We start from the raw sequence: 20,490 nt of genomic DNA on the forward strand, positions 1-20,490 counted from the left end.
CCTCATCGGGGAGTCGGCGGCCGTCGGACTCGACACCCGTCCTGTGGATACTCGGGACCATCCTGGGCGTCATCTCCGCCGTCACGATCCCGTACCTCACCTTCACGCGACACGAGGTGTCGGATCAGTCAGCCTTCGGGGGATGGCTCATGCCGGTCGTTCCACCCATGGTGTCGGCCGCAACCGGTGCTCTGCTCCTCCCCTACGCTCCCGAGGGCCAAGCCCGTTTGACGCTCCTACTCGCGTGCTATGCCATGTTCGGCCTGACCGCGATCTCGTCCTTCGTGATCATCACTCTGATCTGGGGCCGACTAGGCCGTGTTGATCAAGTCTGATTTGATCCAGATCAGCGTGGCGGCGAGGCTGACGGCGGCGCGGTAGGTGCGGACGAGCTTGTCGGAGCGCATCGCGATGCCACGCCACTGCTTGAGCCTGTTGAAGCAGCGTTCGACGACGTTGCGGCCCTTGTATCGCTCCTGCTGCTGGTCGCCGAAGTCGATCGGCCGGCCCGGCTTCTTGCGGCGGTGCGCGATCTGATCGTCACGCTCCGGGATGGTCGCGGCGATACCGCGGTCGCGCAGCCATGCCCGGTTCGCCTTCGATGGGTAGCCCTTATCGGCGAGTACCCGGTCGGGGCGGGTGCGGGGCCGGCCCTTCCCGTCGCGGGGCACGCGGATGTCCTCGAGCACGGCGGTCATCATCGTGGTGTCGTTGATGTTCCCGCCGGTGATCATCATCCCCAGCGGCCGGCCGCGACCGTCGCAGACCAGGTGCAGCTTGGTCGTGAGCCCGCCCCGGGAGCGGCCGATCCCGTGATCAGGCGGCTCGAACCACGGATTCTTGTGATTCGGCAGAGCCCCCTGTGTCCCGGGCGAGGGTCGCGCCGTGCTGATGCACACGCGCGATCGTGGAGTCGATCGAGACGACCCAGTCGATCTTCCCGGCAGCGTCAGCCTGCTTCTGCACCTCGGCGAGCAGTCGCTCCCAGGTGCCGTCCTCGGCCCACCGGTTGAACCGCTTGTAGATCGAGTTCCACTTCCCGAACCGATCCGGCACGTCCCGCCACGGCGCCCCGGTCCGGTACTTCCACGCCATCCCCTCAACAGTGAGTCGGTGATCTGTCCACGGCCGCGACCTCCCGGTCGCCGTCGGCATCAACGGCTCCATCACGGCCCACACCTCGTCAGAGATCTCCTGTCGCGTCACCGTTCAAGACTTGCCCACCGAGGAACGAAACCTCTTGATCAACACGGCCTAGCGCGCCATAAGGTAGGCGCCGCAGCGGCGGTTCCCACCCTCTGGATCGTTCTCGGCCCGCTCGGCCAATCTGTCACCGCAGCGGGACTCCTCGGCGCCAATGCCCACCTAGTCGTGGACGGCGCCTGGGCGCACGCGCTGGAGATGTTCGGCATCCTCTACGGCGTCCCCGTCTTCGGGTTCGCGCTCATGTGGATGGGAATCGTCATCGCCGTGACGATCCGGACGATCCGGGAGGGACTGCCTTTCTCGCTCACCTGGTGGTCGTTCACGTTCCCTGTGGGCACGTGTGTGACGGGCGCGAGCGCACTCGCCGCGCACACCGGTTCGGTCGCCTTCGCTGGGATCGCGATGGTGCTCTACCTCGGCCTGCTCGCCGCGTGGGTCATCGCTGCAGTTCGCACCTTCCGCGGCGCGGTGATCAGCGGAGCACTGCTCGCGCCACCGCGGGCGTGATATCCAGCATGACCAGGGTTCGCTTCCCACCGGGACAAACGACAAGAGACCGCCCTAACGGACGGTCTCTTTCGTTTGGAGCCACCTCAGGGAATCGTCCCCACCGCCACTCCAGCCGGCGCTGCGCGGCGCCCGGAGCCTCCGGCGGCGTGGGCCCACCCAAGGGTTCGCTTCCCGCCGGGACAAACGAAAGAGACCGCCCTCCGGACGGTCTCTTTCGTTTGGAGCCACCTAAGGGAATCGAACCCTTGACCTATTCATTACGAGTGAATCGCTCTGCCGTCTGAGCTAAGGTGGCGTGATCGCTTGCGCGATGCACGATCAACGATCTTACCGTGTCCGCATCCAGCTCGTGACCATCGGTCGTTACTCGCAGACGAGGCCGTCAGGCGACACGACCCCCGAGATGAAATAGGCCTCGACGGCATCGTCCACGCAGGCGTTGCCCTTGTTGTAACCGGTGTGCCCCTCGCCCACGCGCGTAATGAGCACTCCCGACTCGAGCTGATCGGCGAGCGCCACCGACCAGTCATACGGGGTCGCGGGGTCGCCCGTCGTCCCGATCACCACGATCGGATCGGCTCCTGCTGCCGCGATCGGTTCGCGCACACCGGTAGGCGCATACGGCCAGACCTCGCACAGGTCGACGCCTTCCCAGTAGGGAGCGACGGTCGGAGCCTGCTCGGCGATAGCCGCCGAAGAGGCGGCCTTCTCGGCATCCGTTTCGCCGCCGGGGTAGTCCATGCAGTTGTACGTCAGGAATGCCTCGGTCGAGTTGTCGAGGTACGCGCCGTCCTGCCGGTTGTAGTAGAAGTCGGCGAGCAGGAAGGCGTTGCGCGCATCTCCCTGCAGCACGTCCGTGAGCGCCTGGGTCAGGAACGGCCAGCTGTCTTCGGAGTACAGCGCTGCGACGATGGCCGTCACCAGGGAATCGGCACCCAGCATCCGGCCATCGACGTTGCGGATCGGGTCACGATCCACGCTGGCGAGCAGGATCGCGAGGTCGCCCATCGCCTCGTCGACGGATCCGCTGAACGGGCACTCGCTCTGCCCGACGCACGAGGCCATGTAGGCCCGCAGCGCATTCTCGAACCCGATCGCCTGTTGCGCCGAGACATCCTGGCTGCTCAGCGACGGGTCAAGCGCGCCATCGAGCACGAGCCGTCCGACGCGATCGGGGTAGTGCTTCGCGTAGGTCGCCCCGAGGAAGGTGCCATAGGAGTAGCCGAGGTAGTTGAGCTTCTCGTCACCGAGCACGGCACGCAGCAGGTCCATGTCCTGCGCCGCACTCTCCGTGGTGATGAACGGCAGGATGCCGTCGCTGTTCTGCTCGCAGGCTGCGGCGAACTTCTGCTGCTGCTCGACAACGAAGGCGTCCCACTCCGCAGATCGACGTTGCCCCGGCGGGATGTCGAAGACGAACGAGTCCATGCCGGCGGCGTCCAGACACGCGACGGCGCTGGAGTCGCCAACACCGCGGGGGTCGAAACCGATGACGTCGTAGTTCTCCTGCAGCGCCTGCCCGACCGCGAAGCCGAGCGAGTCGCGCACCAGGGCAACCCCGCTTGATCCTGGCCCACCGGGGTTGGTCAGGAGCGAACCGAGGGGCTCACCTCCGGTGGCTGCGTGGCGGATGACCGACAGATCGATCGTGCCGGCATCCGGATCGCTCCAGTTCAGGGGCGCCGTGACGGTGGTGCAATCGAAGCCCTCCCCGCAGTCGGTCCAGTCGAGCGTCTGCTGGTAGAACGGCAGCAGGTCTTCGGCAACACCGTCGGTGATCGGCGCCGGGGAACGATGCGGGGCAGCGCTCTGGTCGGGCCTCGGCAGCAGGAAGCAGCCGGCGAGGGCCACCGCCGCTGCCGAAACCATGGCGCTCACGGTCAGGATGCGCCGAGCGAGGCGTGCAGTCATGGTGTCCTTCCCGTCGAGACGGTGATGAGCAGACTCTCCAGCGCGAGGGTCGGTGCGACGTTTTGCTCGAGGTTGCGACGCGTGCGGGCGATCTCGTCGAGCACAACCAGTGTGCGTTGCGGCGACCAGGCCCCCGCGAGGGCGCGCAGGTCGGAATCCAGTTCCCGATTGATCAGGATGCTGTCTCCGGCCCCGTCGGTCCTGCCGAACTGAATCATCAGCACGTCCCGGTACAGGGACTGCAGATCCGTGAGAACGCGGTCGATCCCGTCGCGCAGGCTCCGGGTCGCGCGGCGCTTCTGATCTTCTTCGAGCGCGTTGACCTGCGCCCGGACGGCGGGGGGAACCGCCGCGCCCTCGGTGATCCCGAGCGTGCGCAGCAGGCTCTGGCGCTCAGCTTCATCTCGCTCGACAGTGAGCGCCTTGGCATCATCAGTAGCCGCCTGGACGATCCGGCCCGCCACGTCGACAGCGTCCCCGACGCTGCGAACGCCGATCGCCGCCCGCAGCGTGAGGTCGCGACGGGCTCGAGCCTCGGCATCCGTTGCGAGGCGCTGCGCCATCCCGATATGCCGTTGCGCGTGCCGGGCTGACTGCTCGGCGGTTACCGGATCTGCTCCCGTGCGCTGAGCGATGAGCGCCGCGACATCCGCGACATCCGGCTCCCGCAGGCGCACGACGCGCACCCGAGACCGGATCGTCGGAAGAAGGTCAGCGTCGCTCGGGGCGCACAGCACCCACACGGTGCGTTCAGGCGGCTCTTCGAGCGCCTTGAGAAGAACGTTAGAGGTGCGCTCGGCCATGCGGTCGGCATCCTCGACGATGATCACCCGATACCGCCCGAGCGAGGGGGAGAAGTAGGCGCGCTCGACCAGCTGGCGAGCTTCGTCGATGCGGATGATGACCTGCTCGGTTCGCAGCACCGTGACGTCGGGGTGCGTACGCGCGATCACCTGCCGCATCGTCGCCTCGTCGCCGGGCTCGGCGATGAGGGCTGCCGCGAACGCTGCGGCCAGCGTCGAGCGCCCCGAGCCGGGCGGCCCTGTGATGAGCCAGGCGTGCGCAAGCGAGTCCGGGTCGGATGCTGCGGCCTGGAATTGCGCGACGGCATCCGGCTGCCCCCACACGGCGCCCCACGGGAGCACCTGTTCGGGGGCCGCTGGTTGCATGGAGACCAGCGTAGCCGCGGCATCCGACGATGAGCCGTGAGCCGTCGAGCCCGTGGGCGGCATCACTGACTGAGCAGAGCTGTGACCCTGGCGCGGACCTCGCCGGCGATCTGCTCGGCCGGAAGCGACGCATCCAGCACGAGGAAGCGCTCGGGCTCGGCTGCCGCGAGCGCAAGGTACTCGGCGCGCACCCGCTCATGGAATTCGTCGCGTTCAGCCTCGAGCCGGTCGAACGGCTTGTCTGCGGCATCCAGCCGCGTGCGGGCGGTCGCCGGATCGAGGTCGAGCAGCACCGTCAGCTCCGGGAGCAACCCCTCGGTCGCCCACAGCGACAGGTCGCGAATCTCGTCCCGGCCGAGCACACGGCCAGCCCCCTGGTACGCGACTGACGAATCCAGGTAGCGGTCCTGGATGACGACCTCGCCGCGTTCCAGGGCCGGACGCACGACGGTGGCGATGTGGTGAGCGCGATCTGCGGCATAGAGCAGAGCTTCGGCCCGCGGCGATACCTCGCCCCGATGGTGCAGCACGATGTCGCGGACGAGAACACCGACCTCGGTCCCGCCGGGCTCGCGAGTGCGCACCACGACGCGCCCCTCGGACTCGAGCCATTCACGGAGCAGGCTCGCCTGCGTCGTCTTTCCCGACCCGTCACCGCCCTCGAGGGTGATGAACAGTCCCGGTGCCGTCACTTCTTGGCCGTTGTCTTGCGCGTCGTCGTGCTGCGCTTGGTCGTCCGCTTGGGCGCCGGTCCCTTGGCCCGCTTGTCGGCCAGCAGCTGCACGGCCCGCTCGAACGTCACGTCATCGACCTGCTCGCCCCGCGGAATGGTCGCGTTGGTCTCACCGTCGGTGACATAGGGTCCAAACCGACCGTCCTTCAGACGGATCGGCTTTCCGCTGGTCGGGTCAGCGTCGAACTCCTTGAGCGCGCTCGACGCGCGGCGAGCGCCGTACTTCGGCTGCGCGTAGAGCTCGAGCGCCTGCTCGAGGGTGACGTCGAAGATCTGGGCTTCACTCTCCAACGAGCGCGAGTCGGTGCCCTTCTTCAGGTACGGACCGAACCGGCCGTTCTGGGCGGTGATCTGCTCGCCCGTTGCCGGGTCCTCCCCGACGACACGGGGAAGATCCAGCAGACGCAGCGCCGTCTCGAGGTCGATCGTGTCGACCGACATGGAACGGAACAGCGACGCGGTGCGGTTCTTGGGCGCTGCAGTCTTCGCCTTGGACTTCTTCCCCGTGGTCGCCGGCGCCTCGGCGGCCGGTGCCGTCTCGAGAACCTCGCCGGTATCGGGGTCCACAGCAGCGACAGTCTCGGGATCGGTCTCTTCGATATAGGGACCGAAACGGCCGTCCTTGACCACGACGAGCTTGTTGTTTGCGGGATTCTCGCCGAGCACGCGGTTCCCCGCGACCGGCGCATCGATCAGTTCCTGCGCCTTCTCGGGCGTGAGCTCATCGGGCGCGAGGTCGTCGGGGATATTGACGCGCCGCGGCGTGTCCTCGGGCTTGTCGGGGTCGACGATCTCGAGGTACGGCCCGTACTTGCCCACACGGAGCGTCACGGTGTCGCTGATCGGGCGAGCGTTGAGCTCTCGCGCGTCGATGTCGCCGAGGTTGTCGACGATGTTGCGCAGGCCGACATGGGCATCCGAACCGTAGTAGAACTCCTTGAGCCACTCGATGCGCTTCTGCTCGCCGCGCGCGATGGCGTCGAGGTCGTCTTCCAGCGCCGCCGTGAAGTCGTAGTCGACGAGTTCCGAGAAGTGCTCCTCGAGCAGACGCACGACGCTGAACGCAACCCAGCTGGGCACGAGTGCCTGACCACGCTTGGTGACGTATCCCCGATCGAGGATGACGTCGATGATGCTCGCGAAGGTCGACGGGCGCCCGATGCCCTTCTCTTCGAGCGCCTTCACCAGGCTCGCCTCGGTGTAGCGGGGCTTGGGGCTCGTGCTGTGGCCCTTGGGCTCGACATCCGTCAGGCTCAGCACATCGCCGACGGCAAGCGCCGGCAGCGACTGGTCGTCGGAGCGATCGGCGTCGCTGCGCTTCTCGTCGCGGCCCTCCTCGTACGCCTCGAGGAACCCCTTGAAGGTGTAGACGGTGCCGGATGCCGTGAACTCGGCCTTCTTCCCGTCGGCCTCGATAGCGAGCGTGACCGTCGTGGTCTCGTACTTCGCATCCGACATCTGGCTGGCGATCGTTCGCTTCCAGATGAGGTCGTACATCCGCTCTTCATCACGGTCGAGCTGACCGGTCACCTCGGTGGGGCGCCGGAAGAACTCGCCCGACGGACGGATAGCCTCGTGCGCCTCTTGCGCGTTCTTGCTGTTATTGCGGTACGTGCGGGGATTCAGCGGCACGGCCTTGTCGCCGTAGAGATCGACGGCCTGGGTGCGCGCGGCGGTGACCGCCTGCGTCGACAGAGCTGTCGAGTCGGTGCGCATGTACGTGATGTACCCCTTCTCGTACAAGCGCTGCGCGACGCTCATCGCGTGCTTCGCGCTCATCGAGAGCTTGCGGCCGGCCTCTTGCTGCAGGGTCGAGGTCGTGAACGGCGGCTTGGGGCTGCGCGTACCGGGCTTTGCGTCAAGAGCCGTGACGGATGCCTCGGCCGCCGTCTCGACGGCAGTGGCCAGTGCTCGCGCGGCAGCTTCGTCGAGGACGACGACGGCTTTCTTCAGCTGCCCCTGGTCATCGAAGTCCGTTCCGCGAGCGAGAGAGGCGCCGTCAAGGCGCGCGAGACGCGTCGTGAATGAGGATCCGTCCTTGCCGGCGAGCGCCTCGACGTCCCAGTAGTCGGCGGTGACGAACGCCATCCGCTCCCGTTCGCGCTCGACGACCATGCGGGTGGCAGCGGACTGCACGCGGCCGGCAGAGAGCGCGGCTCCTTCGCGGCCCGAGCCGACCTTGCGCCACAACACCGGCGAGACATCCCACCCATAGAGCCGGTCGAGGACGCGCCGGGTCTCCTGCGCATCGACCAGGGCGAGATCGAGGTCTCGGGTCTTGTCGACGGCGGCGCGGATCGCGTCCTTCGTGATCTCGTGGAAGACCATGCGCTTGACCGGGACCTTGGGCTTGAGCACCTCGAGCAGGTGCCACGCGATGGCCTCGCCCTCGCGGTCTTCATCTGTTGCGAGCAGCACCTCGTCGGCATCCTTGAGGGCGCGCTTGAGCTCGGCAACGGTCTTCGTCTTGCGATCGCTGATGACGTAATAGGGGTCGAAGTCGTTATCGACGTCGATCGAGTACTTCCCGTAGGCCTGCTTTTTCTCGGCCGGGATGTCCTTCTTGCTCGCGAGGTCGCGGATGTGTCCCACCGAGCTGAGCACTTCGTACCCGTCGCCCAGGTATCCCTGGATCGACTTCATCTTCGTCGGGGACTCGACGATGACGAGCTTCTTGCCTGTGGCCAACGGAAGCTTCCTTTCTTCGTTGCACACCATACACATACGGCGACACAGCGAAGGCTGGGAGGAGCGAACCGATGCCAGCGCGCGGGGTCACCCGAGGTCACGGCGGCGGGCCGGCACGTGCCGCCACCGTAACCTCCCATGCGCCGAACGGAACGGTCACCGAGACCGTCGCGATGAGCTCGGCGAGCTCGCACGAAAGCACCCGTGCCCCCGCCGCCGCGGCAAGCTCGTCGGCGCGGTCGCAGGGCACTCCGACGACCGCGCCGGATGCTGCATCCGCTGCCGCGAGGGCAGCCGCATCCGCTGCCCCGGCGGCACGCTGCGCGACGACAGAAGCCGCCCCCACACCTGCGGCCGCCACGATCACCGCGGCGCTGACGGCAGCGATCCCGACCGAGGCGACAGTGCCGGCCATCACCAACCGTCCGCAAGGGCGCAGCCGCGCGCGCTGACCGGAATCCCGGAGACCGTGCGGGCAGCCGTCACGCACACCAGATCGCCCGCGTCGCTGATATCGACCGATGCACCGGGCACGGCGTTCTGCACGACCGCGCTCACGCGCGCGGAACTCTCACCGCGGGAGGCAAGGCGGGCTGCGTCGGCGACGGCGTCCTGCAGCAGGATGTGCCGCCCGGCCGCTCCGAGCAGCCCGACCGCGACGAGAACGACCACCGCGACCGCCGTCATCGCGATCGCGAACTCGGCGGCGACCGACCCACGGTCACCGCCAAGTCCGTCGCGGATCATTCGACGCTGAGCGCGCGGCGCACCAGATCGGTGAGGATGCCGCGCACCTCGTCCGAGCGCATGATCACCACGAGCAATCCAGCGAAGGCGACGGCGGCCATCGTCGCGATCGCGTATTCAGCGGTGGCAGCACCGGTCTCGTCCAGAAACAGCTCGCGCGCAGCACGCGAGGTCAAGCGGGGCAGCGGGGACATGGGTTCTCCAATCGGTTGTGGCGGACGGGCACAGGGTGGGCACGGTCAGGGAAGCGGAAGAGACACCGAGGGCAGGATGCTGAGGAACATCGGCGCGACGCCCAGGCACAGAAAGGCCGGGAGCGTGCACACACCCAGCGGCAGGAGCAGCTTCGTCGACAGCCGGGCAGCCCGCAGGCGTCCGTCGACGCGGGCGCGGTGCCGGTCCAGCGCGGCAGCCGAGCGCAGCAGCTCGACCGCCGGGACTCCTGCCGCCTCCGAGAGCACGAGGGTGTCGTGAATGGCCGCCGAGGCCTCGGCATCCTGCCCCCGCGTGATGCGCACGAGATCTCGTGCTCGGGAGACGGATACGCCGCCGCTGAGGGCGATCGCGGTGAGGTCGGCATCCATTCCCGGCATCAGGGTGTCCCGGTGGGCGGACAGCGCCAGGCGGGAGGTCCAGCGACGCCCCGCAACGAGAAGACCGATGCCGAAGACGGCGCAGACCCATCCGACCGGCTCGCGCACCAGGGTTCCGACCGGGTCGAAGCCGAGGGCCAGAGCGAGGCCGATGCCGACCGCCGGCAACCAGCCCAGCAGCCGCGCCGTCGACGTCGGCTCGGCCAGGGCGATACGGATCTCATCGGCGGATTCCGCAGCGTCGCGCACAACGTCAGCGAAAGAGCGGAGCGTGGGCGCGAGCGGCGCTCCGACCGTGGTCGCGATCGACCATGCTGCGGCGACCTCTGCCCACATGCGCCGTTCTCGCGCCTGGACCGACTCCCCCACCGCATCGGCTCTCGCGAGACGGAGTCCGCGGGACCGCCTCGGGGGCGCAGGTTCCGCGGCCAAGCCTGCGATCGCGGTCTCCAGCCGCGTTCCGTCCCCGACGGCGAGCTGGACCCGCGCTGCCTGCTCATCTCCCTGTCGCGCGAGGTGCTCCCACGCTCGGGTCGGGGTCACCCCGGCCTCCAGCAGCACGGCGACACGCAGCACGGTCTCGGCGACGGCGGCCGTCATGACACCTCCTCTATATGCAGGCGCCCATCGGCGGCGAGCGCAGGCCGGCCGAGGGCGCCGATGTGGCGAGTTCCGTCGCGATCACGCGTGACGTGGATGACAACCCCGATCGCGCTCGTGACCTGTCGCGCCAACGCGTGGTCGGTGAGACCGGCGAGCGCCCCGAGCGCCTCGAGCCGGGCCGGAACATCGCCGAGGCTGTTGGCGTGCACGGTTCCTGCGCCACCGTCGTGACCGGTGTTCAGCGCCGAGAGCAGCTCGCGGATCTCTTCGCCGCGACACTCACCCACCACCAGCCTGTCGGGCCGCATCCGGAGCGCTTCGCGCACGAGGCGGGCAAGGCTGATCCCGCCGGCTCCCTCGAGGTTCGGCTGTCGCGCTTCGAGTCGCACGTGGTGGGGGTGGTCCAGACGCAGTTCGGCGACATCCTCGATCGTCAGGATGCGCTCGTCGTGGCCCGCTTCGGCGAGCAGCGCAGAGAGCAGGGTCGTCTTTCCCGCCCCCGCGGCTCCCGTGACAAGGAGGTTCTCTCGAGCACTCACGAAACCACGAAGGCGCTCAGCGACAGCGGCAGTGAACATCCCGCGTCGACCAAGCTCTGTCAGCGTGACCGACTCCAGGCGCGGGACACGAATGGACACGAGGGTGCCGCTGACCGACACGGGCGGAAGGACGGCGTGCACGCGAGCGCCGCCATCCAACCTGACGTCCACGCACGGATGCGATTCGTCGATGTGGCGGCCGCCTGCAGCGATCAGGGTGATCGCCAGCTCGCGCGCCTCAGCCTCCGCGAGCTCGATGCCCGCCGCACGACGCGGGCCCTGGCCCCGGTCGACGAACACGGCGGCCCCGTTCACGAAGACGTCGGTGGTCGCGGGATCTTCCAGGTGCGGGCGCAGCTGATCCAGCGACGGATGCCGTACCCACTCGGCGTGACGCAGAGCCCCGCCTGCGCCCGCGGCAGGCATCCTGCTCTCTGCGCGCCCCGTGGCGGAGGGCGGAAGCGGGACGAAGAGGTTCGGCATGTCTCGACGCTAGGCCTCCGTTCCCAGCCGGCGGCGCTGATGCCCGCCCTGCGCGCGCAATGCGGCGCTCTGGCGGGCTGGGGAGGAACAGCCCGGAGCGAGCTCGAGAGCCCCCGGCACAAAAGAAGGCGGCATCCCATCGGGGGAGAGGGATGCCGCCGTGCGACACCGTTATCGGGGGTGGTCGGTGTCGCGATGCCAGAATCAGATGTTCGGCCGCGCACCAGCATACGCAACGAAAGGGGCCGTCACAATCCGTTGTGGAGAATCTACATCCCCACTTCCGGAGGTAGTGTGCCGATGCGGTGCTGGCTAGCCTTTCGCTAGCTCTCGAGACGAGACGAATCACGAGAACACCCTCCAGCCCGCGAAGGAGCGAGCCGTATGAGCAGTCAGATCGACCACCTGCTGAACGAGACCCGGCGGTTCGCGCCGTCTGACGCGTTTGCCGAGAGCGCGGTCGGCCGCGCCGAGCTCTACCAGCGCGCCGCCGACGATCGTGAAGGCTTCTGGGCCGAGCAGGCTCGCGAGCTGCACTGGCACACACCGTTCACCGAGGTGCTCGATTGGTCCACTCCCCCGTTCGCGAAGTGGTTCGCGGATGGCGAGCTCAACGTGGCTTACAACTGCCTCGATCGCCATGTCGAGGCGGGCAACGGCGACCGCGTCGCGCTGCTGTGGGAGGGTGAACCCGGCGACTCGCGCCGCGTCACGTACGCCGAACTGACCGACGAGGTCAAGCGCGTCGCCAACGTCCTCGAGGGTCTCGGGGTCGGCGAGGGCGACCGCGTCGCGATCTACCTGCCGATGATCCCCGAGGCGGTAGCCGCGATGCTCGCCGTGGCGAGGATCGGCGCGATCCACTCTGTCGTCTTCGGCGGCTTCTCAGCCGACAGCCTGCGGGCGCGGATCGACGACGCCGGGGCAAAGGTCGTCATCACCGCTGACGGCGGCTACCGCAAGGGCAAGGTGTCAGCCCTCAAGCCCGCGGTGGATGCCGCGCTCAGTGACCGCGGGGCCGGAGAACAGGAGACGGTCGAGCACGTGCTGGTCGTCCGCCGCGGCGAGAACACCGTCGACTGGACCGACGGCCGCGACATCTGGTGGCATGAGGCGGTGCCGGCGGCATCCGTCGACCACGAAGCCAAGCCGTTCCCGGCCGAAAATCCCCTCTTCATCCTCTATACGTCCGGCACGACCGGAAAGCCCAAGGGGATCCTGCACACCTCCGGCGGCTACCTCACGCAGACAGCGTTCACGAACCGCGTCGTCCACGATCTGCACCCCGAAACCGACGTGTACTGGTGCACGGCCGACATCGGATGGATCACCGGCCACAGCTACGTCACCTACGGGCCGCTGGCCAACGGTGCGACGCAGGTGCTCTATGAAGGAACCCCCGACAGCCCGCATCCGGCCCGCTGGTGGGAGCTTGTCGAGAAGTACGGCGTGACGATCCTCTATACAGCGCCCACCGCCATCCGGTCGTTCATGAAGATCGGTCGCACCGCGGTGCAGAAGTTCGATCTGTCCAGCATCCGCCTGCTCGGTTCGGTCGGTGAGCCCATCAACCCCGAGGCCTGGATGTGGTACCGCGAGGTCATCGGCGGGGATGCCGCACCGATCGTGGACACGTGGTGGCAGACCGAGACCGGCGCGATCATGATCTCGGCGCTGCCCGGGGTCACCGAGACCAAGCCCGGCAGCGCGCAGGTCCCCCTTCCCGGGATCGGCGTGGATGTCGTCGACGAGGCCGGCGAACACGTCGGCAACGGCAACGGCGGACTGCTCGTGCTCACCGAGCCGTGGCCGAGCATGCTGCGGGGAATCTGGGGCGATCCCGAGCGTTTCGTCGAGACCTATTGGGAGAAGTTCCGCGACCAGGGCTACTACTTCGCCGGCGACGGCGCACGACTGGACGAGGACGGCGACGTGTGGCTGCTCGGCCGCGTGGATGACGTCATGAACGTCTCGGGTCACCGACTCTCGACCGCCGAGATCGAGTCGGCGCTCGTCGCGCACGAGGCGACAGCCGAAGCCGCCGTCGTCGGGGCATCCGATGAGACCACCGGCCAGGCTGTGGTTGCGTTCGTCATCCTCAAAGAGAGCTTCCTGAAGGCGCACTCTCCGGAGGGACTTGCGGCGCAGCTGCGGAGCTGGGTTGCCGAACAGATCGGCCCGATCGCCCGCCCGCGCGACATCTACATCGTCGGCGAGCTTCCGAAGACCCGCTCGGGCAAGATCATGCGGCGCCTGCTGCGCGATGTCGCGGAGGGTCGCGAGGTCGGTGACACCACAACCCTCGCCGACACTGCGGTCATGTCGGTGATCTCCGCGCAGGTGCGCTGAGTTCCGGCATCCGTCGGCATCCGTCCTGTAGGCAAAATCCGCGCGGTAGGACGCTTCAGAACCGAATCGTCCTCCCCCGCGGAGAGTTCCTACGCTCGTGCGCGCGGCGTGCGGTCGAGACGGATGCCTAGACGCCCGCCTGCAGCCGGATGCCGGCCAGCAACAGATCCAGTCCCGCGCGAAACTGAACGCGGTCGGTGTGCTCGGCAAACTCGTCGACGATGTGGTGGATGAAGGGGAACTCGCCCTCATCCAGTGCGCGCCAGTCCGCGGTCGCGCGTTCGAGATACTCCTGCCGAGTCAGCTCACCCGACAGGACCTCCTCGGGTAGTTCGTGGCCCATGTCAGCCGCGACGCCGATGACGAAGCCCACGATGGCGGATGTCGCATTGAACCTCTGCGTCGCAGTGAGCGGCAATCGCAGCGTCTGTTCCCCGATCTTCTCGTAGAGCCGGAGCGAATGCGGTTGCGTCCCGGTGTCCCGGAGCGCATAGGCGCCAAGCCACGGGCGATCGACAATGGCGTCGAACAAGGCGATGGCGATCGCGCGGATGTCATCGATCGGATCTTCGTCACCCACGTCCTGGACGGATGCGAACACTCCCGCCAGCACGGAGTCGGCCGCCATATCCAGAAGCTCATCCCGGCCGGAAACGTACCAGTAAATGCTCGCCGGCCCGCCGCCGAGTCGCGCCGCGAGGGCACGAATCGTGAGACCCGCGACTCCTGACTCATCAAGAAGCGCTACCGCCTCTGCGAGCACGGAGTCCAGTGAATGAGAAGCCCGCGTCCGGCCCCGACCAGGTGCCGCACCGGGATCGGCGATCGGTTCGTTGCGAGTCGGCATGCCCCCATCAGACCACAGCGGCCGCACATCTTGCGGAACATCGAACATTGTTCTATCGTATCGAACGTTGTTCGGTAATCGAACATCGTTCGAGGAAGGATCCCGACATGAGTACGTCGATTGCTCCAGCTCGGCGTCGCGTCTATCCGTCGCTCACGGCGGCGTGGCTGCCGCTGGGCGCGCTCTGCCTCGCGTTCTTCGTCGAGATGGTCGACAACACCCTGATGTCCATTGCGCTCCCGACGATCGGTCGAGATCTCGGCGGCGACACCACTTCTCTGCAATGGGTCAGCGGAGCCTACTCACTCACATTCGGAGGGCTCCTTCTCACCGCCGGCTCCATCGCCGACCGGTTCGGGCGACGACGCGTGCTGCAGATCGGACTGGCGGCATTCGGCATCCTGAGTCTCGGCGTCCTCGTGGTGAGCACGACGGGCCAACTCATTGCGCTCCGCGCGGCGCTGGGCATCGCGGCAGCCGCCATGGCACCCATCACCAACTCCCTTGTCTTCCGGCTCTTCGACGATGACACGCTGCGCATGCGGGCGATGACGATCATGATCGTTGTCGGCATGTCGGGCTTCGTGCTCGGACCCCTCCTCGGCGGAACGGTGCTCACCCACTTCTCCTGGCACTGGCTGCTGTTGGTGAACGCGCCGATCGCGCTACTCGCCGCGATCGGCGTGCATTTCGGGGTTGCCCCCGACCGCGCCGACGGACTCACCCGCGACCGGCTGGACATCGCCGGCGCGGTGCTCAGCATCCTCACGATCGGGCTCGCCTGCTACACGTTCACGAGCGCCGTAGAGAACGGGTGGTCCTCGCCGCTCACGATCGGTGCGATCGTCGGAGCGGCTCTCGGACTGGTCGGCTTCATCTGGCGTGAACGCACCGCTACCGCCCCGATGCTCGACCTGTCGCTGTTTCGCAACGGAACCGTCCGGGGCTCGACCATTGCGCAGGTCGGCACATCCATCGCGATGACCGGTGTGATGTTCACGCTCATCCTGCACTTCCAATACGCGTGGGGATGGAGCCCCATGCAAGCAGGGTTCGCCAACCTCCCGATCATCACCACGATGTTCGCGGCAACACCGATCTCGGAAGGCCTTGCCAGCCGATTCGGCCACCGCATCGCTGCCTTCGTCGGAGCGATCTTCATCGTCATCGGCCTGCTGGCGATGGCGTGGGGCGTGGAGCACGGCTACCTTGCCATCGCGGTCGCGATGGTCGTCATGACGATAGGCCTGCGCACCGTCATGACGATCTGCGCGGTAGCGCTCGTCGGAGCCATGCCCGAGAACCGGACCTCCATGGGCGCCGCGCTCAACGACACCGCCCAGGAGGTCGGGACGAGCGTCGGAACAGCGGTCGTCGGGACGCTCATCGCCGTGCTGGTGACGACAATGCTGCCGGACGGCGTGTGGAGCCCGGAACTCGTGGCCTCCTACTTCGCCGGCGAGCGCACGATCTTCATCGTGCTCGCCGTGGCAGTCGGCATCCTGTCCATCTGGGGATCTCTCACGCTGACGAACTCACGGGACGTGGACGAGCACCCTGCTCCCGCCGAGGCGGCGCCCTGAGACCGTGTTCGCAAGGTACGCAAAATCCGCGGGGTAGGACGCTTCAAAACCGAATCGTCCTACCCCGCGGATAGTTCCTACGCTCGTGAGGTCAGCGCGCCGCGCGAGAGCGCTCGCTCGTACGCCTCAGGCGAGGGTGAAGATGACCTCGACCTCGACGGGGCTGTCCAGCGGCAGCACGGGAACACCGACCGCGGAGCGCGCGTGGCGGCCGGCGTCGCCGAAGACCTCGCCGAGCACCTCGCTCGCCCCGTTGATGACGCCCGGCTGGCCCGTGAACTCCGGAACGGATGCCACGAATCCGGTCACCTTGAGCACGCCGGTGAGCTTGTCCACGCCGCCCGCGGCATCCGCGGCGGCAGCGATCGCGTTGAGCGCACACTGCCGTGCATAGGATGCGGCATCCGCCGCCGGTACGAGACCGTGGCCGTCGCCGACCTTGCCGGTGGCCGGCAGCGCGCCCGACACGAACGGCAACTGTCCGGCGGTGTAGACGAGGTCACCGTGGACCTTTGCCGGGATGTATGCGGCAACCGGCGGTGCAATCTCCGGAAGGTCAATACCGAGCTCTGCGAGGCGGGCGGAAAGGCTCATCGAGTCATTCTCCGAACTGTTGGGCGGCAGTGGCTGCCGCATCGAGACCGGCGTTGGCTGCACCGCCGCCGGTGGGACGTTTGAAGTATCCGACGAGGCCACCCTCGGGGCCGGGCACGACCTGCACGAGCTCCCACCCCTGCTTGCCCCAGTTGTTGAGGATGGCTGCCGTGTTGTGGATCAGCAGCGGCGTGGTCATGTACTCCCACGTGATCATCGGGGCTCCCGGAGTGGTCGGTGAGGGCGAGGGAACGGGTGCTTCCCTCGCGCCGCGATCTCGCGGGCGCGCGCGAGGCTGTCGAGCCTTCGCACAGGAAGCTCCCTTAGCATCAAGCCTATGCCTGAAACGAAACGAACGGCGGGCGGCGTGCTCGGCGGCCTCCTCGGCGTGGTCGGCCTCAGCACCGTTGCGGGAGTCCTCGTCGCTGCCACCGTGACGCCGGCGATCGCACTGTCTGGCGCCGCGGCATCCAGCGCGATCACGCTCTTCGACAATCTTCCCAGCGCGCTCGAGATCGACGAGCTGATGCTGCCGACGACCTTCTATTGGATGAACCCCGACACGGGTGAGTACGAGGTCATGACGCAGTTCTACGATCAGAACCGCGATCCGGTGGCCTTCGATGAGGTTGCCCCCGTCATGTACGACGCGATCCTCTCGAGCGAAGACAAGAACTTCTACTCGCACGGCGGAATCGACCTCGTCGGCACCGCCCGAGCCGTCATCGGGGGTGGCTCGCAGGGTGGTGGATCCTCCATCAGCCAGCAGTACGTCAAGAACATCCTCATCCAGAAGTGTGAGGCCGAGGTCGGAACCGGCGAGACCGCCGACATGACGCAGGAAGAGAAGGATGCCGCGAAGGACGCGTGTTTCACGGACGCGACCGTCGCCAGCGGCACCGAGGGGTACCAGCGGAAGCTGCAGGAGATGCGGTACGCGATCGCCCTCGAGCAGAAGTACTCGAAGGACGAGATCCTGCTGGGCTACCTCAATATCGCCAACTTCGGCGGTCAGAACTACGGCATCGGCGCCGCTGCGCACTACTACTTCGGCGTCGACGCCGCGAACCTGACCCTCGGACAGGCCGCAGCGCTCGCCGGCATGGTGCAGACACCGAACCTCTACCGCATCGACCGACCGGACGGCTCGTGGACCGACAAAGACGGCAACCCGATCAACGGCGCGGCCGACGGATACTCCCTGACGAAGGAACGTCAGGAATACGTTCTCGGCCGGATGCTCACCGACGGCAAGATCACCCAGGAAGAGTACGACGCTGCCATCGCTGAACCGATCACGCCGGTCATCACCCCCGCTGACACCGGCTGCGGCATCGTGCCTGGAAAAGCCGCGTACTTCTGCCAGTACGTGCGCGGAATCATGGAGAACGACGAGGCCTTCGGCGCGACCCGGGAGGACCGCACGAAGCTCCTCAAGCAGGGCGGCCTCAACGTCTACCTGACGATCGACAAGCGCCTGCAACAAGCCGCCGAACAGGCCATGGTTGACAACGTGCCCTCGTCCATCGACGGGTACACGAATGACGACACGGGGCGCCTGGGCGCTGCGACCACCAGTATCGAGACGAAGACCGGCCGCATCCTCGAGATCACGCAGAACACCAACTTCAGCGAGACGATCAAGGACGACCCGAACTTCTCGTCGCTCGTGTACGCCGGCAACATAAAGTACGGCGGCTCCAACGGATTCGAGGGCGGGTCGACCTTCAAGGTCTTCACCCTGCTCGAGTGGCTCCAGGAGGGCCACTCCGTCAACGAGGTGATCAACGGGCGCGCGCAGATCTTCAAGAACTTCCGCAACAGCTGCACCGGCGATATCTCCAACAATGCGCTCATTCAGAACTTCGCGAAGAACCCCGGCTATGTGGGAACGCCGATGCGGTTCACCTCAGACTCCCTGAACACGGGCTTCCTCGCGATGGCCTCGAAGCTGGATCTCTGCGGTATCCAGAACACCGCCGAGAAGATGGGTGTCCGACTCGGAGACGGCAGTGTGGTTCCGGTCGAGGTGCCGTTCCAGATTCTCGGGTCGAACGCTATTCCGCCGATCGATGTCGCCGCTGCGTACGCGACGATCGCGAACAACGGCGTCTACTGCACGCCGAAGGCTATCGATCGCATCACTGACGCCAACGGCAACGAGGTCGCCCTTCCCGAGGCATCCTGCACGCAGGTGCTCGAACCGAATATCGCCGCAACAGCCGCCTACGCGCTGCAGGGCGTCATGAACAACGGTTCGGGCCGCGCATCCAACCCGTACGACGGAACACCGCTGCTCGGCAAGACAGGTACCCACGAGGCAAAGCAGACGTGGCTTGTCGCATCGAGCACGAACGTCACGACCGCTGTCTGGGTTGGCAACTCGCAGGGCTACGCGAACGTCGACCGGTGGCCGTGGAACCACCTCTACACGCGACACTCGGTAGCACGACCGATCCTGGCTGCCGCCGACGCACTGTACGGTGGCGACGGGTTCCCCGCTCCGGATCCGAACCTCACCAAGACCGTGCTCTACGACCTTCCGAGCGTCCTCGGTAAGAGCATCGACGAAGCAACCAAGGTGCTCGAGGATGCCGGATTCGAAGTCATCGTCGGCGACGCCGTCGACTCCACCGAGGGTGCCGGAATCGTCGCTCAGCAGGACCCCGCCGGCGGCAAGGTCCCGGGCGGCACAACCGTCACGATCCGGCCGAGCAATGGCCAAGGCGTGATCATCCCCGCCGTCAGCGGTTCGGTCGAGCAGGCACGAAACACGTTGCAGGGCGCGGGGTTGAACGTCACCGGCGGCACGTGCAATAACCCGGCGGCAACGGCCACCGTGACGGGCACGAGTCCCGGCGCGGGCACCATGGTCGGGCGTGGTTCTACCGTGAACATCAACGTGAATTGCGCGGCGCCACCGGCTCCCACACCGGCGCCCACGCCGTGAGTTCACCGCTCGGACGCACCGCCCTCACGACCCTCGGGGTTGTGGGGGCGGTCGGCGTCGGCACCGCCGTCTGGGGCATCGGTATCGAGCGTTACCTCTACACGGTGCGCCGTCATGACGTGCGCATTCTGCCGGCCGGGTCAACTCCGCTGCGGATCCTGCACATCTCCGACATCCATATGGCGCCGTGGCAGCATCGCAAGCAGCGTTGGCTCGCGGGACTCGCTGAGGAGCTCCGTCCTGACCTGATCGTGAACACCGGCGACAACCTGGGGCACGCTGAGGGGCTGACCGGTGTGCGCGCCGCCTTGGACCCGCTGCGCGGTATCCCGGGCGTCTACGTGCACGGTTCGAACGATCACGATGCCCCGCTCCCCCGCAATCCCCTCTTGTATTTCTCCGGCCCTTCTACCTCGGTACCCAAGCCCGAACGCCTCGACGTCGGAGCGCTCGACGATTATCTGCAGAGCGAGCTGGGCTGGCACGAACTCAACAACGCGGCAGCGTCCTTCACGGCGGACGACCGGCTGATTGCCGCGTTCGGCGTCAGCGACGCCCACCGCCACTGGGATCGGCTCGACGTGCTCCCGCCCCTCGTTGCCGACCTGGCCGCGCAGTCCCCCGCGCTCACGTTCGGCGTCAGCCACGCCCCGTACCGGCGCGTGCTCGACACGTTCACAGGGCTCGGCGCCGACATGATCTTCGCCGGCCACACGCACGGCGGCCAGGTGCGGATGCCGGGATTCGGCGCTCTGGTCGCCAACTGCGACATTCCCCTCGACCAGGCGCGGGGCCTGAGCACCTGGACGGCAGACGGCCGCTCTGTGCCGCTGAACGTCAGTGCCGGGGTGGGCCACTCGATCTACGCCCCGGTGCGCTTCGCGTGCCGCCCCGAGGTGTCGCTGCTCACCCTTACCGCGGTTGATACCCAGATCGCACCCGACGGCGGTTCGGGCAGCGAGCGCTGATCGGGTAGACTCGGAGG

The 20,490-nt window shown here is 67.2% G+C and carries 19 protein-coding genes and 1 tRNA gene; 6 read left to right on the forward strand and 14 right to left on the reverse strand.

Annotated features, from left to right (window positions below):
• Positions 1 to 86: 86 nt before the first annotated feature.
• Positions 87 to 335: a hypothetical protein gene (locus tag IT882_RS16650; RefSeq protein ID WP_229382403.1), complete on the forward strand. Its 249-nt coding sequence runs from the start codon at positions 87 to 89 to the stop codon at positions 333 to 335.
• Here the strand turns inward: IT882_RS16650 and IT882_RS12215 are convergent.
• Positions 312 to 1,167 (reverse strand): IS5 family transposase gene (locus IT882_RS12215; protein WP_418887790.1). Its coding sequence is split into 2 segments (ribosomal slippage): positions 312 to 848 and positions 850 to 1,167, totalling 855 coding nucleotides; the frame shifts between segments, so codons are not numbered across the junction. The two genes, IT882_RS16650 and IT882_RS12215, sit on opposite strands and share 24 nt — an antisense overlap.
• Between IT882_RS12215 and IT882_RS12220 the strand changes: the two genes are divergently transcribed.
• Positions 1,114 to 1,713: a hypothetical protein gene (locus IT882_RS12220; RefSeq protein WP_195692079.1), complete on the forward strand. Its 600-nt coding sequence runs from the start codon at positions 1,114 to 1,116 to the stop codon at positions 1,711 to 1,713. The two genes, IT882_RS12215 and IT882_RS12220, sit on opposite strands and share 54 nt — an antisense overlap.
• Before the next feature lie 222 nt (positions 1,714 to 1,935).
• Here IT882_RS12220 and IT882_RS12225 read toward each other — a convergent pair.
• The 10 genes from IT882_RS12225 to IT882_RS12270 all read right to left on the reverse strand — a co-directional run bounded on the left by IT882_RS12225 (position 1,936) and on the right by IT882_RS12270 (position 11,182).
• Positions 1,936 to 2,011: transfer RNA gene (locus tag IT882_RS12225), tRNA-Thr, on the reverse strand.
• Between the two features lie 68 nt (positions 2,012 to 2,079).
• Positions 2,080 to 3,627, reverse strand: coding sequence for an alpha/beta hydrolase (locus tag IT882_RS12230; RefSeq protein WP_195692080.1), 1,548 nt, complete (start codon positions 3,625 to 3,627; stop codon positions 2,080 to 2,082).
• A complete protein-coding gene (locus tag IT882_RS12235; RefSeq protein ID WP_195692081.1) occupies positions 3,624 to 4,796 on the reverse strand; it encodes a DNA polymerase III subunit delta' in 1,173 nt (390 codons plus the stop codon). The genes IT882_RS12230 and IT882_RS12235 overlap by 4 nt, the downstream gene beginning before the upstream one ends.
• 62 nt (positions 4,797 to 4,858) lie before the next feature.
• Positions 4,859 to 5,488, reverse strand: a complete 630-nt coding sequence (gene tmk, locus IT882_RS12240; RefSeq protein ID WP_195692082.1) for a dTMP kinase — start codon at positions 5,486 to 5,488, stop codon at positions 4,859 to 4,861.
• Positions 5,485 to 8,217 carry a type I DNA topoisomerase gene (gene topA, locus IT882_RS12245; RefSeq protein WP_195692083.1) on the reverse strand — a complete coding sequence of 911 codons (2,733 nt, stop codon included), beginning with the start codon at positions 8,215 to 8,217 and terminating at the stop codon, positions 5,485 to 5,487. Before topA ends, tmk begins: the two co-directional genes overlap by 4 nt.
• Before the next feature lie 97 nt (positions 8,218 to 8,314).
• Positions 8,315 to 8,632 carry an Rv3654c family TadE-like protein gene (locus tag IT882_RS12250; protein WP_195692084.1) on the reverse strand — a complete coding sequence of 106 codons (318 nt, stop codon included), beginning with the start codon at positions 8,630 to 8,632 and terminating at the stop codon, positions 8,315 to 8,317.
• Positions 8,632 to 8,964 (reverse strand): TadE family type IV pilus minor pilin, encoded by a 333-nt coding sequence (locus IT882_RS12255; protein WP_195692085.1) that lies wholly within the window; start codon positions 8,962 to 8,964, stop codon positions 8,632 to 8,634. Before IT882_RS12255 ends, IT882_RS12250 begins: the two co-directional genes overlap by 1 nt.
• The gene (locus IT882_RS12260; protein ID WP_195692086.1) at positions 8,961 to 9,158 is read right to left on the reverse strand and encodes a DUF4244 domain-containing protein; all 198 of its coding nucleotides are present in this window, start codon (positions 9,156 to 9,158) and stop codon (positions 8,961 to 8,963) included. Before IT882_RS12260 ends, IT882_RS12255 begins: the two co-directional genes overlap by 4 nt.
• 45 nt (positions 9,159 to 9,203) lie before the next feature.
• On the reverse strand, positions 9,204 to 10,157 hold the full coding sequence (locus tag IT882_RS12265) for a type II secretion system F family protein (protein WP_195692087.1): 954 nt from the start codon (positions 10,155 to 10,157) through the stop codon (positions 9,204 to 9,206).
• Positions 10,154 to 11,182, reverse strand: a complete 1,029-nt coding sequence (locus IT882_RS12270; protein ID WP_418887752.1) for a TadA family conjugal transfer-associated ATPase — start codon at positions 11,180 to 11,182, stop codon at positions 10,154 to 10,156. Before IT882_RS12270 ends, IT882_RS12265 begins: the two co-directional genes overlap by 4 nt.
• Positions 11,183 to 11,566: 384 nt before the next feature.
• Between IT882_RS12270 and acs the strand changes: the two genes are divergently transcribed.
• Positions 11,567 to 13,531: an acetate--CoA ligase gene (gene acs, locus IT882_RS12275; protein ID WP_195692088.1), complete on the forward strand. Its 1,965-nt coding sequence runs from the start codon at positions 11,567 to 11,569 to the stop codon at positions 13,529 to 13,531.
• Between the two features lie 127 nt (positions 13,532 to 13,658).
• Here the strand turns inward: acs and IT882_RS12280 are convergent, their stop codons facing one another.
• Positions 13,659 to 14,378, reverse strand: a complete 720-nt coding sequence (locus IT882_RS12280) for a TetR/AcrR family transcriptional regulator (RefSeq protein WP_195692089.1) — start codon at positions 14,376 to 14,378, stop codon at positions 13,659 to 13,661.
• A 107-nt stretch (positions 14,379 to 14,485) separates the two neighbouring features.
• On the opposite strand from IT882_RS12280, the gene IT882_RS12285 reads away from it, so the two are divergent.
• Complete coding sequence (locus tag IT882_RS12285; RefSeq protein ID WP_195692090.1) at positions 14,486 to 15,961, forward strand: MFS transporter; 1,476 nt, start codon at positions 14,486 to 14,488, stop codon at positions 15,959 to 15,961.
• A 126-nt stretch (positions 15,962 to 16,087) separates the two neighbouring features.
• Here IT882_RS12285 and IT882_RS12290 read toward each other — a convergent pair whose 3' ends face one another.
• Positions 16,088 to 16,555, reverse strand: a complete 468-nt coding sequence (locus tag IT882_RS12290) for a RidA family protein (RefSeq protein ID WP_195692091.1) — start codon at positions 16,553 to 16,555, stop codon at positions 16,088 to 16,090.
• 4 nt (positions 16,556 to 16,559) lie between these two features.
• Positions 16,560 to 16,772 carry a DUF4177 domain-containing protein gene (locus tag IT882_RS12295; RefSeq protein ID WP_195692092.1) on the reverse strand — a complete coding sequence of 71 codons (213 nt, stop codon included), beginning with the start codon at positions 16,770 to 16,772 and terminating at the stop codon, positions 16,560 to 16,562.
• A 120-nt stretch (positions 16,773 to 16,892) separates the two neighbouring features.
• Between IT882_RS12295 and IT882_RS12300 the strand changes: the two genes are divergently transcribed.
• Complete coding sequence (locus IT882_RS12300) at positions 16,893 to 19,505, forward strand: transglycosylase domain-containing protein (RefSeq protein ID WP_195692093.1); 2,613 nt, start codon at positions 16,893 to 16,895, stop codon at positions 19,503 to 19,505.
• Positions 19,463 to 20,473: a metallophosphoesterase gene (locus IT882_RS12305; protein WP_229382108.1), complete on the forward strand. Its 1,011-nt coding sequence runs from the start codon at positions 19,463 to 19,465 to the stop codon at positions 20,471 to 20,473. Before IT882_RS12300 ends, IT882_RS12305 begins: the two co-directional genes overlap by 43 nt.
• The last annotated feature ends 17 nt before the right edge of the window (positions 20,474 to 20,490 follow it).

The organism is Microbacterium schleiferi, assembly GCF_015565955.1.
Classification (GTDB): Bacteria; Actinomycetota; Actinomycetes; order Actinomycetales; family Microbacteriaceae; genus Microbacterium; species Microbacterium schleiferi_A.